Raw genomic sequence first — 12,691 nt, 5'->3', positions numbered from 1 at the left:
GCGTCCAACAAGGCGGCGGCGGGAGCCGCGCTGTCGGCGGGCTTGTTGCTGCAGCTGGCCTCGGCGCCTTCGGCCGCGCCCGGCGACGCGGCGTGCACCTTGCTGCCCTCCGCCGCCTTGTTGGACGCACAGCCGGTGGCCAGCGCGCCGAGGGACAGGGTGCCGACGACCGCCGCAAGAGCCTTGACGTTCATGTGTTGCTTCCTTTCGTACCGCTTGGGGGTGTGACTACGAGGGAACTGACGACAACAACCGCTACGGCTTGAACTGCGTGGAGCCCCAGGCGTCGACCGTGACTTCGGCCCGCTCGCCTACCTTCAGCAGCAGCGCTTCGGTGCGCTGGATGCCGTAGGCCTCCAGGGGAATCTGGAACTTCGCGCGCACGCGCAAGAGCTCGCCCGCGGCGCGGTTCTTCGTCTCGGCCGTCTCCTGGAGGTACGTGGCCGTCACCTCCACGGGCTCCTCGCGCGTGATGCCGTGAATGGTGAAGGTGCCCTTCGTCTTGAGCACCACCGGCTTCGCGTTGGCGAGCGGCGCGGGCAGGGCCACGTCCTTGAACTCGAAGACGATGTCCGGGTGCTTCGCCGCGTCCAGCCAGCGGTCGTTCTGAAGGTGGCCGTCGCGCGTCTCGTTGCCCGTCTTGATGGACTTCACCGGCACCTGGAAGCGGCCGCTGGCCTTCTGCCCCTGCACATCCACGCGGCCCGTCACCTGGTTGGACAGGCCGTTGATGACCTCCAGCGGCGCGTCCAGCACGAACATCACCGTGTCGCGGCTGTTCGGATCATGGAAGACGAAGTGCTTGTCGGAAGGAGCGGGCTCGGCGGCGGACGCGGACAGCGACAGGGCGGCGGCGAGCATCAGGACGCTGCGGAACATGGCGGACCTCATCTACGGGAGCCGCGAACCTCGCGGATGCATGCGATACGCGACAACCGGGAATGGGTTACGGACCTCTTCCTTTTCCAGGGGTTTACCTCGCGTCGTCCGAGGTCCGCTCGCCATCCAGGGCCTCACGCAACCCACTGCCCGGCGCAGCATGGAGCGTGACGCCGCCTGGGTCAATTCGGACGCCCAGGTTCTCCAGCAAGGGGGCCAGTTCGGAGAAGGCGGGCTTCGGCATATGGCGGGCGAGCAGCGCACCGAACAGCGGCTGGCCCGCGACCGTGTCCACGGCGGCTCCGAAGCTTTCGAGCGTCGCGGTGGGGCCGTGCGTGGCGAGCAACTCCAGCACGTCCTCCAGTTGTGCGCGGCCGTTCGTCACGCGGCGCAGCTCCACGTCCAGGTGCAGTGCGAAGAGCGCACCGGTCCAGTAGATGCCCATGAAGTTTCGCTCTTCGGCGACGACCTCCTTCATGGTGCGTGAGCGCGAGGCGGCCTGGCCTCGCGCGAAGCCGTTCGTCAGCTCCCGCCAGGCCTGCTGGGCCGTCTGGCGTCCGGAGCGCGCGCGGGCGAGCTCCGTGAAGTAGGTGGCCAGGCCCTCGGTGAGCCAGGCCTCCCGGGGCACCAACGCAGGATGCGTCAGGTGCAGCATCTCGTGGACGGCGACCCAGTCCTTCGCGAAGGACGCGGCGGTGGCGTCCTGCCCCACGAGGATGGAGATGCTGGGCGGAGCGCTCCACAGGGTCATGCCGAAGACTCCGGGCGTGGCATCACCGGGCACTGGCAACACGCGCACGGTGATGCGCGGGTACGGGAAGGACTTGCGCACGGTGACCACCTCGCGCCCGGCCTGTTCAAGCCACGCGCAGAGGTCCGCGTCCGTCAGGTGCGTGAAGCGGCCCAGCAGGGCGACCTCCATCACGGAGGCTCCGACGTGCGCCTCGCACCGCCTGCCGCCGAAGGAGTGGAAGCCCGCGTCGATGAGGTCCTCGCCGCGCAGGTGGTAGACGCCGCTGTCGTCGGGTGTCCATGGCAGGAGCGCGCCCGCACCGGACACGGTGAGGTCCACGCGCATGTCGGTTGTCACGCGGCTGGGGGTCAGCAAGTAGGCCTTGCCGGCCACGTGCCACGTGTCTCCTTCTCCCATGCCTCCGAACAGGTGCCTGCCGCCCCCTCGAGGAGAGGAGGCCAGCGGGTAGGCGTAGCGGATGATGCGCGTCCCCTCGGGCACCTGCACCACGCCATTCCTGGGGAAGACGTCGAACCGGGTGCCGACCTCATCCGTGACGAACAGGGACTCCACACGCCCTGGCTGCCGGAAGAGGAACTCGCGCGGAAACTTCCGAGGCAGGAAGACCTCCACGTTCAGACGCGGCGCGGGGTCGTGCGTGTAGAGGATGTTGTAGCGGAGGGGAACCGCCTGGTCCCAGGGGGCCGAAAGCGGCGCGGAGGCACATGCCCCCAACGTGAGCGCGAGGCCGATAAGCCACACACGAGCCACCATCGTCTTCAACGCGTCCACCCAGTCCCCACGGTCCGGCATCCGCGCGGAAGGACTCCACGGCGCCCCCCATGCCGTCCAGCCCGGAATGTGGACGCACGAGGACACGCGTCGGCGAAACGTTCACTCAAAGGGGCTTCTTGCGCGCGGAGCTGACACGGCGCTTCCGGGAAGGCTCCTTCTTGCGCGAGGCAGGAACCCTCCGCGGCGCCGCGTGCGCGCGAGGCGCCTCATTCGTGGCGCTCCCCTCCCCCTCCACGGGAGCCCCCGCGACGAGCAGCGCGCGAGCCGCATCCAGAATCTCCCCCGCCAGCGGCTGGGACGCGGTGGCCCGCGCGAGCGTCATCGCGCCGAAGCACAGCGCCACCGTCGCCAGCATCTGCTGCCGGGGCGTGGCGCCCTCACGCGGGGGCAGGTGCGTCCGGGCCTGGCCCACCAGGTCCTCCAGCCCCTGGCCGAACGCGGCCTGCACCTCCGGCGCCGCGCGCGTCAGGTCCGACAGGAGCGAAGGCATCATGCAGGTGGTATCGCCCGTGCCCCGGTCGAACTGATCCAGGTAGCGCCGCGCGAAGCGATCCAGGAACACGCGGCCCCGCGTCTGCTCCAGCCCCGCGAGCCAGGGCGTCCTGCGCGCCGTCATGAAGGCACGCAGCGACTCCGCGAGCAGCGACTCCTTGGAGGTGAAGTGGGCGTAGAAGCCGCCCACCGTCAGGCCCGCGGCCCGCATCACCCGCTCCACGCTCGCACCGCTGAAGCCCTCCGCGCGGAACAGCTTCTCCGCCGCCGCGAGGATGCGCGCGTGCGTGGCCTGCTTGTGTTCAGCGGTGTAGCGCATCGCCCCTACTCCTTGCCGCCCGCGCCCGGCGGCCGGAACACCATGCACGTCGTCGTGCCGTGCGCGTAGAGCGTGCCCTTCTCGTCCACCAACCGGCCCTGCGCCGTCGCCACGCGGCCGCCCAGGTGGATGACCTCGCCCTTGCAGAACAGCTGCCCCGTGTCGTGGGCAATGCCCTTCACGTAGTTCACGTGAAGCTCCAGCGTCGTGTAGCCCGCGCCCACCGGCAGCATCGTGTGGATGGCGCACCCCATGGCGGAGTCCATCAGCGTCGCGGCCAGCCCGCCGTGCACCATGCCAATGGGATTGTAGTGGTGCTCGCCCGGCTTCACCGCGAACACCACCCGGCCCTCCTCCACCTCCACGGGAGTGAAGCCCATCAGCTCCGCGATGGGCGGCCCCGGCAACTCGCCCCGCTGGATGGCGCGCAGGTACTCCAGCCCCGACAGCTTCTTCGCCGCGGAAGCGCCCTCCTTCGGGTCCCGCCACGTCACCGTCCGCGTGCGTGGATTGTCTGCCTGCTCGCTCATCGGGGCTCCCTTTGGCTTGAACTCATGGAAGGATGGTCATAATACCATCCCGTTCAACATGCAGGGTCAAGGAGTGCGCGATGGAACAGCGGCGCGTCGTCGTGACGGGAATGGGGCTCATCAGCCCTTGTGGCATCGGCGTGGAGAAGAGCTGGGACGCGCTGGTGAACGGCCGCAGCGGCGTGGGGCCCATCACCCTGTTCGACGCGAGCGCGCTGGACTGCCGCTTCGCCGGTGAGGTGAAGGGCTTCAACCCGGAGGACTACATCGAACGGCGCGAGGTGCGCCGCATGGACCGCTTCGCGCAGTTCGCGGTGGCCGCGTCGGACATGGCCCTCGAGGACTCCGGGCTGGTCATCACCGAGGAGAACGCGGAGCGCGTGGCGGCCGTCATCGGCTCCGGCATCGGCGGTCTCAGCAGCCTGGAGGAGACGCACCGCAAGGCGCTGGAGAAGGGGCCAGACCGCATCAGCTCCTTCTTCATCCTCCAGATGATCATCAACATGGCGCCCGGCTACATCTCCATGCGCCACGGCATCAAGGGCCCGTCCTGGGCCACCAACTCCGCCTGCTCCACCAGCGCGCACGCCATCGGTGAAGCGATGCGTGGCATCCAGCGCGGCGAGTTCGACGTGGCGCTGGCGGGCGGCGCGGAGGCCCCCATCTCCATGCTGGGCGTGGGCGGCTTCGCCGCGATGAAGGCCCTGTCCAACCGCAACGACGCGCCCCAGGCCGCGAGCCGCCCGTTCGACAAGGACCGCGACGGCTTCGTGCTCGCGGAAGGCGCGGCCATCCTCATCCTGGAGGAGTACGAGCACGCCCGCGCCCGGGGCGCCCGCATCCTCGCGGAGCTCGTGGGCTATGGCGCCAGCTCGGACGCCTACCACGTCACCTCCCCCGCGCCCGGCCACGAGGGCGCCCAGCGCGCGATGAAGGCCTCCCTGAAGGATGCGCGCATGGCCCCCGCGGACATCGGCTACCTCAACGCCCACGGCACCTCGACGGACATCGGCGACCTGCTGGAGACGGAGGGCATCGCGAAGGTGTTCGGCGACGCGGCGAACACGCTCGCCATCTCCTCCACCAAGTCCATGACGGGTCACATGAACGGCGCGGCCGGCGCCGCCGAGGCCGTCATCAGCATCCTCGCCCTCACGCGCGGTGTGCTGCCCCCCACCATCAACCTGGAGAATCAGGATCCGCGCATCCCGCTGGACTGCGTGCCCAACACCGCCCGCGAGGCCCGCGTGAACGCCGTCATGAGCAACTCCTTCGGCTTCGGCGGCACCAACGTCGCGATCGTCTTCCGGAGGCTCCCGGAAGCGCGGTGAGTCGCTGTAAATAATCTGGCGCTTTTTTACTGACTTTTCCCCAGCCCCGCCGCGCCGCGTCAGTCAAGGGTTGACAACGCGGTGCACAAGCGCCGCCGCCGCACACCGGGGACGCCTGAAAGCCCTGTGATTACATGGGATTACGTCCCTGGAAGGCCAGGGTGGGGGCAGTCAACCCTTCGCGCGTCGCCTGCGGGACAGCGCTGCGGCGATCCGAAAACGTTGATTGCAAATCGGTAAATCGATTTGCAGAGTGGATCCAGAGACCCGGTGTTGGAGCGCGCCTCCTGACGCGGCCCGCCGGGGGTTGGAGCCATGAACAACGACAACGCGCTGAACGCGAACGTGGGGCTGAAGCTTCGAGGCCTGCGCTTGCAACGCAACATCAAGCAGGCGGACGCCGCGAAGGACCTGGGCGTCTCGCCCGCGTACCTGAACCTCATTGAGAAGGGGAAGCGCGTGATGCCCTTCCCGCTCCTGTGGAAGGCGCTGCGCTACTTCGAGCAGGACCCCGAGCAGTTCATGTCCACGCTGGGCGAGGGCCGCGTGGACGAGGCCCTGGCGAAGCTGCTGGATGAACCGCTGCTCAAGAGCCTGGACATCGACTCGGAGTCGCTCCAGTCGCTGTCCGCGGAGCCGAAGCTGGCCGGCACCGTCGCCGCGCTGTTCAACCTCTACAAGAACACGCGCACGCAGCTGGAGAACGTGCTCGCGCAGCTCAACGTGGAGGAGCGCACGCGCACGCAGGGCTCCCCTTCCGGTCTGGGCAACACGCCGGGCGTGCGCTTCGACTACTCGCCCTTCGACGAGGTCAGCGACTTCCTGGAGAAGCACCGCAACTACTTCCCGGAGCTGGAGGAGCAGGCGGAGGGACTGCGCCGCGACTTCCGCCTGGAGCAGCAGCTCACCAGCAGCAACCTCATCCGCATGCTGGAGGAGCGGTTCGACTTCAAGGTGCAGATTGAACGCGCGACCAGCGGCTCGTCCGTGGTGCGCCGGCTGGACCTGGACACGCGCACGCTCACGCTGTCACCGGACCTCACGGAGCAGCCGCTGAAGTTCCAGGTGGCCGCGTCCATGGGCCTGATGGTGATGGACCGCGAGAAGCTGGTGGAGCGCATCCTGGGCGCCGGCCGGATGCGGCACGGGGAGACGGAGCGCCTCATCAAGGTGAACCTGGCGAACTACTTCGCCGGCGCGCTGATGCTGCCCTACGGCGAGTTCTTCAAGGAGGTGCAGCGCACGCGCTACGACGTGGAGCTGCTCTCCAACATCTTCGGCACCACCTACGAGACGGTGGCCCACCGCATCTGCAACCTGTCCGACCCCAAGCGCCAGGGCCTGCCCTTCCACTTCCTGCGCGCGGACATCGCGGGGAACATCTCCAAGCGCTACAGCGGCACCGGCATCCGCTTCGCGTCCGGCGGCGGCTCCTGCGCGAAGTGGGCGGTGCACCTGGCGTTCCTCAACCCGTCCCAGATTACCCGGCAGTACTCCATCATGCCGGACGGCACGACGTACTTCTGCTTCGCGAAGGTGCAACTGCAGCCGATTGAAGGCTCCATCGTGAAGGGCACGGCGTACTCCATCGGCCTGGGCACGCACGCGGAGAACGCGAAGTACCTGGCGTACGGCCTGCCCACCAACGACCTGCGCAAGGACGCCATCCCCAGCGGCATCTCCTGCCGCTTCTGCGAGCGCACGGACTGCAACCAGCGCGCGGCCGCCAGCTACCGCTTCGCGTTCGCCTTCGACGAGTACACGAAGAAGGACTGCTTCTTCTCCCCGCTGCTGGTCCACGAGAAGGAGAAGGCCGAGCGCAACGGAAACGCCGAGCCCGATGGCAACGGCGCTGAAGGGGGCGAGAAGCACGATTCGCTGGACAGGGGCGCCCGCCGCCGCAAGGTTCACGAGAACTGACATGCACCCGTCCGACAACGAACGCTCCCACATCGCAGACGCCATCCAGAAGCAGAAGAACGCGCTCGCCCCGCTGCGCATCACCGGCTCGCCCTCGGAAGTGGGCCAGGGGCTGGTGGCGCTGGCGGAGCTGTACGGGATGCTGGAGGACCACGCGGCGAGCCGCGAGCACTACGAGGAGGCCTTCGGCTTCTTCAAGACCGCGGGCAACAAGCCCGGCCAGGCGCAGGCGCTCTTCGGCCTGGGCGTGGTGAAGGCCTACTTCGAGGATCACAAGAGCGCCATCGAGCACATGGCCACCGCCGCCCTGCTCTTCAACGAGGCGCGCGACCGCGAGGGCGAGGCGCTCTCCCGCGCCTGCATCGGCGAGTCCCTGCGCGCCATGGGCGAGGCCGACGGCGCCGAGGAGAAGTACCAGGAGGCGCTCATCCTCTACCGCCAAACGCGCAACAGTGAGCGCATCGCGCGGCTGCTCCTGGACATTGGCGACCTGCGCATGGCCAAGGGCGAGTACGAGCCCGCCCGCAAGCGCTTCCTGGAGGCAGTGCCGCTGCTGGAGCAGGGCGAGGACGCGGAGGCGCTCGCGCTGGGTCACCTGCTGCTGGGCGAGTCCGAAGGCCTGCTGGGCCACCACGACAACGCGCGGCCGCACCTGCTGCGCGCGGTGGACGTGTACGGCGAGATGCACGACCACGTCTACGAGGCCCGCGCGCGCTGGGACCTGGGGCTGTCCTGCTACTACCTCCAGGACTACGCCGCGGCCCGCGAGCAGTTCGAGGCGGTGCTGCCCATGTACGAGGACCTCAAGCAGCACGATGAAGTGGCGAAGGTGAAGAACGTCCTCGCGCACTTCGCCGCGCGCGGCGTGTAGCCCCGCGCGCGGTCTTCATTGCGTCTGACTCCGGTTCAGGCCTGGAAGCCCGCGCCCACCGCCAGCGCGAGCAACCCGATGACGCCCGCGGCGATGGCGGCGTAACGCCACTCGCCGCGCAGGCCCAACAACGTCCCCGCCATCGCCAGCCGCGCCACCGGCGTCACCAGCAGCATGGACGCCGCGCCCTTGCGCAACAGGTCGATGGCCACGTGCACGGACTCGTCGCGCGGCAATAACTCCAGCCCGAGCGACGTGACGAACATGGCCCCACTGGTGATGGCCCCGGTGCGCAGCATGCGGGCAATCCATCGCTCCCCGGCGGCGAGCCTCCGGGCCCCCCGGCGCTCGCGTGGGAGCACCTCCGGCTGGGTGATGGGTTCCTGCGGGAGCTCCTCGTGGAACTCCGCATCCAACGCCACCGACGTCGCCTGCACGTTGCGACGCGGGGGTCCTGCCTCCGGCACCATCATCGACGGGTGGACACCGGGTAGCTCAGGCTCCGCTTCACTCATTTCCATACGCTCGGCCACAACCCCTCCCCTCCCTTCCACAACATCTGTCCGGCCACAATCAACAGGACCGCCGCGAAGAGCTTCTTGAGCACCGCGGTCGGAGTCCTCAGCATCAGCTTGCTGCCCACGGACGCGCCGCCCAGCACCCCTACGACCAACGGCGCCACGAGCCCCAGATTCAATTGGCCGCGCCACGCGTAGGCCGCGACGCTGGCGGCGCCGGTGACGCCCACCATCAGGTTGCTGGTGGCGCTGGCGACCTTGAAGGGCACGCGCATGCCGTAGGTCATCAGCGGCACCTTCAGCGGGCCACCGCCCACGCCCAGCAGCGCGGACAGCCCGCCCGCCACGAAGGAGCCGGAGATGCCCAGCGGGTAGTTGCCGGGCTCGTAGTTGGACGCCGTCGCCGGCTCCTGGACGGGGCGGCGCATCAGCAGCATCTGCAGCGCCACGAAGAGCGTGAAGAGGCCGAACACCACGGCCACCATCGCCTCCGCGACGAAGGCCGCCACCAGCCCCCCGACGATGGCGCCCATCACCGTCGCCAGCTCCAGGGTGAGCCCCAGCCGCAGGTCACTCAGTTTGTTCTCCACGTAGCTGGCGGCGGCGGCGCAGGAGTTGGCCACCACGCACATCAGGCTCGCGGGGACGGCCTGCTCCAGTGGGATTCCGAAACCCAACACGAGCACGGGGACCAGGACGATGCCTCCCCCGATGCCCAGGAGCGCCCCCAGCCCACCCGCCAACACACCCGCCGCCATGAGGAGCAAGACTGTCATTCCCTATCGAGGATAGGAGGCACTCCCCGCTTCGGATAGCGCCACGCCCCGGAGGGCAACCTGCTCGATCGGCTGGATGCCCTGCACGCGAACACAGGCCCGAGACGCGGGCCGTACGGATCCGTTCACTACGCGGCGGTGGCGCCCAGCGTTCCCTCTGGAAACTCCTCCATGAACCGCGCGCGCGTGCGCGGCGTGTAGGTGCCGCGCGCCATGTAGCCGTGCAGTTTTCGAAGCAGCCCGCGCGTCACCTCCAGCGCGGCGTCCAGTTCCACCGCGAAGTCAAAGTGATCATTGCGGTACAGCTCCTGGAAGGAGAGCTGCGAGTACGCCGGGAGGGCCCGTGTGCGGCCGAGCGGACTGGAGAGGAAGAGCCCGGAGACGTAGAGACCGCGCACCCAGCCGTCCAGCTCCGCCTTGGTGGGGGCCTGCCCCACGCGGTCCTGCGACGCCAGACGCACCAGCTCGTAGATGCCCCGGCCAATTCCTCGCAGCGGGATGCCAGAGCTCTTCACCACCTGGAACTTCTCGCGGATGCGGGCGGTGCCCACGCCATCCGTGCCGTCCTGCTGGCGCAGGAAGAAGAGCGTCTGGGCCCACTCCACCTGACGCCGTGCGTCCGAGGCCCGCTCGCCCTTTCGGCGGTAGCGCAGCACCAGCTGGTCCACCAGCGGGTGGAGGCGCCGGTCCAGGCTCAGGTGCGTGAAATACCCCGCGAGGATGGCCAGGCCCGCCTCCGTGCCCACGAGGGCGCCAGAGGCGACGAGCTCCGCCATCTTCAGGCCCAGGCCCACCGGGGCGCGCTCGTGGTACAGCCGCGCGAAGGGGGGCCAGCCGGCCTCCGGCTGCATCATCACGCCCAGGCCCCCGCGCACGCCGGCGCACAGCGGCAGGTCCGGCAGCGCCGCGCCAAAACGCGCGTACGGCAGGTCCTCGGACAACGCGCGCACCCAGTCGGCGGGGAGCCCGTCCGGGTGGGCCGCCAACCGTTCGATGGCCGTCAGATGCAGCAGCAGGGTGGGCATTGAGGGTGCACAGCTATCCAGCGCGCCGGGGCATTGCAATGCCGGAGTGGCAACCAGCGCTTTGCGAGCAACACGCGGCGCGTCTACAGTCGCGCCCCTCGGATCACCCCCTCCCTCTGTCCAGGAGTCCAAGTCGCCATGCAATTCAGTCTCGTCTCCGGTGAAGCCGCGCCGGTGAGCGGTGAGCTGCTCGTCATCCCCCTCTTCGAGGGCGAGCTGGGTGATTCCGCCCCCGCGCCGCTGCTGGCCGCGGACTCGGCGCTGGACGGCAAGCTGCGCGCCGCCGCCACCCAGGAGGGCTTCAAGGGCAAGGTGGACCAGTCCTTCGTCGTGCACACGCTGGGGAAGCTGGGCGCGGACCGCGTCCTGCTCCTGGGCCTGGGCAACCGCGCGCGCTTCCAGCCGGAGGTCCTGCGGCTGGCCGCGGGCCGCGCGGCGAAGACGGCGCAGCGGCTGAAGTCCACCGCCATCGGCTTCCGCGTTCCCGCCACGGACGACGCGGCGCTGGCCGTGCGCGCGGTGGTGGAGGGCCTGGAGCTGGGCGTCTACCGCTTCGACAAGTACAAGTCCTCCGCGCGCGAGGACAAGGGCGCCCCCAAGCTGACCCGCGCCACGCTGTCCCTGCCGGAGGGCACGGAGAAGTCGCGCGCGCTGGACGACGCGCTGACCCTGGGCCTGAAGCTGGCGGAGGCCGTCAACTGGGCGCGCGACCTGGTCAACGAGCCCCCCAACGTGGTGACGCCCACGAAGCTGGCGCAGGCCGCGCAGCAGGCCGCCAAGGAGGGCGGGCTCACTGCGGAGATTGGCGCGCGCAAGGAGATTGAGCGCCTGAACATGGGCATGTTCCTGGGCGTCACCGCCGGCAGCGTGCAGGAGCCGCGGCTCATCCACCTGGTCTACACGCCGAAGAACGCGAAGGACGCGAAGCGCGCCCCGCTGGCGCTGGTGGGCAAGGCCATCACGTTCGACTCGGGCGGCCTGTCGCTCAAGCCCACCGAGGGCATGGTGGAGATGAAGACGGACATGGCGGGCTCCGCCGCGGTGCTGGCCGCGATGAAGGTCATCGGCTCCGTGGTGAAGCCGCCCTTCCCCGTGCACGCCTTCATCGGCGCGTGCGAGAACATGCCGTCCGGCACGGCGTACAAGCCCGGTGACATCCTCACCGCGCGCTCCGGCAAGACGGTGGAGATCACCAACACGGACGCCGAAGGCCGCCTGGTGCTGGGTGACATGCTCACCTGGGCCGGCGAGCACGAGCCGTCCGCCATCATCGACCTGGCGACGCTCACGGGCGCGTGCATGGTGGCGCTGGGCAGCTACATCGTGGGCGCCTTCGGCGACGACGACGACACGGTGAACAGCGTGCTCACCGCCGCGCGCGCCGCGGGCGAGGAGATGTGGCGCCTGCCCGTCAGCGACCTGCAGAAGGACGCGCTGCGCTCCGACGTGGCGGACATGAAGAACTCCGGCGAGCGCTGGGGCGGCGCCATCAACGCGGCCCTCTTCCTCAAGGAGTTCGTGGGCGACACGCCCTGGGTGCACCTGGATATCGCCGGTCCGTCCAACAGCCCCAAGGAGCGCGGCTACCTCAACAAGGGCGGCACGGGCGTGGGCGCGCGCACCCTGGTGGAGCTGGTGCGCCAGCAGGCCGCGCGCATCGCCTCGCAGCCGGAGCCCACCAAGGCCGAGGCGCCCGCGAAGGCCCCCAAGGCCGCCAAGTCTTCGAAGGCCGCCAAGGGCAAGCCGACCCGCGCGTAGTCCTTCGCGGAGCGTCTCCGGGCCCCGCGCGGACCGCCGCGTGGGGCCTCGAAGCCCGGTTCCTCGCGCCAGCTAGCGCGGGTCGCCGGGCTCCTTTTCAGGCGCGCTGGGTGCCCGCACCGCCACGCTCGGCTCCGGCAGGGGACGGACGCCCGCCATCAGGGCGTCCACGCTCTCCGTGATGCCAGCGGTGGCCTCCGTGGGCCAGGTGGCCAGCATCATCAGCACGCGGCCGGAGTTGCCTTCGCGGACGGCCACCTTGCCGCGCACGCCCTCCCCCACCTGGAAGTCGAACCCCACCGCGTTGTCCGACAGCGCGATGGGCTGCGGATCCGTGGTGGTGAAGCCCGGCTGCTGGCGCAGCCCCTGCGTCAGCCGCTCCGCGAACTGCACGGGCGTGGCCACGCCGGGCGCCACCTGCAGCACCACCTGCGCGCCCGTCACGCGGTGGCGCAGGATGACGGGAATCGCCAGCCCCTCCGGGGTGCGCTCGTTCGTCTCATCCAGCTGCCACTCCGCCGTGGGCCGGATGATTTCGAAGCCCAGGTCCTCGTCCACATAGCGCCGCGTGGTGGACGCGACGGAGGACTCGTCCGACGCCATGCCGGAACCGCCCGTGCCGGGCTCCGCCTTCGTCACCGCCGTCCGGGACGCGCCGCACGCCGTGCTCAGCAGAAGCACACCCCAACCCAACATCCGCATCGCGCCCATGTGCTCGTCCCCCGCCAGCCGCCAGCCGTGGGG

At 69.6% G+C, this 12,691-nt stretch carries 13 protein-coding genes; 4 read left to right on the top strand and 9 right to left on the bottom strand.

Features of this window, described 5'->3' with window-relative positions; all coding sequences use genetic code 11:
- From D7X99_RS33515 to D7X99_RS33495, 5 genes are all read right to left on the bottom strand, one after another.
- Positions 1-194, bottom strand: a 194-nt coding sequence (locus D7X99_RS33515; RefSeq protein WP_121781304.1) for a hypothetical protein, incomplete at its 3' end; no start/stop codon positions are given.
- Positions 195-255: 61 nt separating this feature from the next.
- Positions 256-879 carry a YceI family protein gene (locus D7X99_RS33510; RefSeq protein ID WP_121781303.1) on the bottom strand — a complete coding sequence of 208 codons (624 nt, stop codon included), beginning with the start codon at positions 877-879 and terminating at the stop codon, positions 256-258.
- A 94-nt stretch (positions 880-973) separates the two neighbouring features.
- Positions 974-2,425 carry a hypothetical protein gene (locus D7X99_RS33505; RefSeq protein WP_121781302.1) on the bottom strand — a complete coding sequence of 484 codons (1,452 nt, stop codon included), beginning with the start codon at positions 2,423-2,425 and terminating at the stop codon, positions 974-976.
- A gap of 85 nt (positions 2,426-2,510) precedes the next feature.
- Positions 2,511-3,218: a TetR/AcrR family transcriptional regulator gene (locus D7X99_RS33500; RefSeq protein WP_121781301.1), complete on the bottom strand. Its 708-nt coding sequence runs from the start codon at positions 3,216-3,218 to the stop codon at positions 2,511-2,513.
- 5 nt (positions 3,219-3,223) lie between these two features.
- Positions 3,224-3,748 carry a PaaI family thioesterase gene (locus tag D7X99_RS33495; RefSeq protein WP_120580715.1) on the bottom strand — a complete coding sequence of 175 codons (525 nt, stop codon included), beginning with the start codon at positions 3,746-3,748 and terminating at the stop codon, positions 3,224-3,226.
- Positions 3,749-3,828: 80 nt separating this feature from the next.
- Between D7X99_RS33495 and fabF the strand changes: the two genes are divergently transcribed.
- The 3 genes from fabF (at position 3,829) to D7X99_RS33480 (ending at position 7,870) form a co-directional block, all read left to right on the top strand.
- On the top strand, positions 3,829-5,079 hold the full coding sequence (gene fabF, locus D7X99_RS33490; protein WP_121781300.1) for a beta-ketoacyl-ACP synthase II: 1,251 nt from the start codon (positions 3,829-3,831) through the stop codon (positions 5,077-5,079).
- 315 nt (positions 5,080-5,394) lie between these two features.
- Positions 5,395-6,999, top strand: coding sequence for a short-chain fatty acyl-CoA regulator family protein (locus D7X99_RS33485; protein ID WP_121781299.1), 1,605 nt, complete (start codon positions 5,395-5,397; stop codon positions 6,997-6,999).
- A gap of 1 nt (position 7,000) precedes the next feature.
- On the top strand, positions 7,001-7,870 hold the full coding sequence (locus D7X99_RS33480) for a tetratricopeptide repeat protein (RefSeq protein WP_121781298.1): 870 nt from the start codon (positions 7,001-7,003) through the stop codon (positions 7,868-7,870).
- Positions 7,871-7,905: 35 nt separating this feature from the next.
- On the opposite strand, the gene D7X99_RS33475 is transcribed toward D7X99_RS33480, so the two are convergent.
- The 3 genes from D7X99_RS33475 to D7X99_RS33465 all read right to left on the bottom strand — a co-directional run bounded on the left by D7X99_RS33475 (position 7,906) and on the right by D7X99_RS33465 (position 10,189).
- Positions 7,906-8,385, bottom strand: coding sequence for a hypothetical protein (locus D7X99_RS33475; RefSeq protein ID WP_233597437.1), 480 nt, complete (start codon positions 8,383-8,385; stop codon positions 7,906-7,908).
- On the bottom strand, positions 8,382-9,164 hold the full coding sequence (locus D7X99_RS33470) for a sulfite exporter TauE/SafE family protein (RefSeq protein WP_121781297.1): 783 nt from the start codon (positions 9,162-9,164) through the stop codon (positions 8,382-8,384). Before D7X99_RS33470 ends, D7X99_RS33475 begins: the two co-directional genes overlap by 4 nt.
- Positions 9,165-9,292: 128 nt before the next feature.
- Entirely contained in the window at positions 9,293-10,189 is an 897-nt protein-coding gene (locus D7X99_RS33465; RefSeq protein ID WP_121781296.1) for a hypothetical protein, read from the bottom strand.
- Positions 10,190-10,327: 138 nt separating this feature from the next.
- Here D7X99_RS33465 and D7X99_RS33460 point away from each other — a divergent pair, with 138 nt between their 5' ends.
- Positions 10,328-11,947, top strand: coding sequence for a leucyl aminopeptidase (locus D7X99_RS33460; protein WP_121781295.1), 1,620 nt, complete (start codon positions 10,328-10,330; stop codon positions 11,945-11,947).
- A gap of 72 nt (positions 11,948-12,019) precedes the next feature.
- Here D7X99_RS33460 and D7X99_RS33455 read toward each other — a convergent pair whose 3' ends face one another.
- Complete coding sequence (locus D7X99_RS33455; protein ID WP_121781307.1) at positions 12,020-12,658, bottom strand: hypothetical protein; 639 nt, start codon at positions 12,656-12,658, stop codon at positions 12,020-12,022.
- Positions 12,659-12,691: the final 33 nt, after the last annotated feature.

The sequence above is a fragment of the Corallococcus sp. AB032C genome (genome assembly GCF_003668935.1).
GTDB classification, from domain to species: domain Bacteria; phylum Myxococcota; class Myxococcia; order Myxococcales; family Myxococcaceae; genus Corallococcus; species Corallococcus exiguus.
Note: the sequence above shows the minus strand (reverse complement) of the source record. Positions and strands in the feature narration are given on the sequence as shown.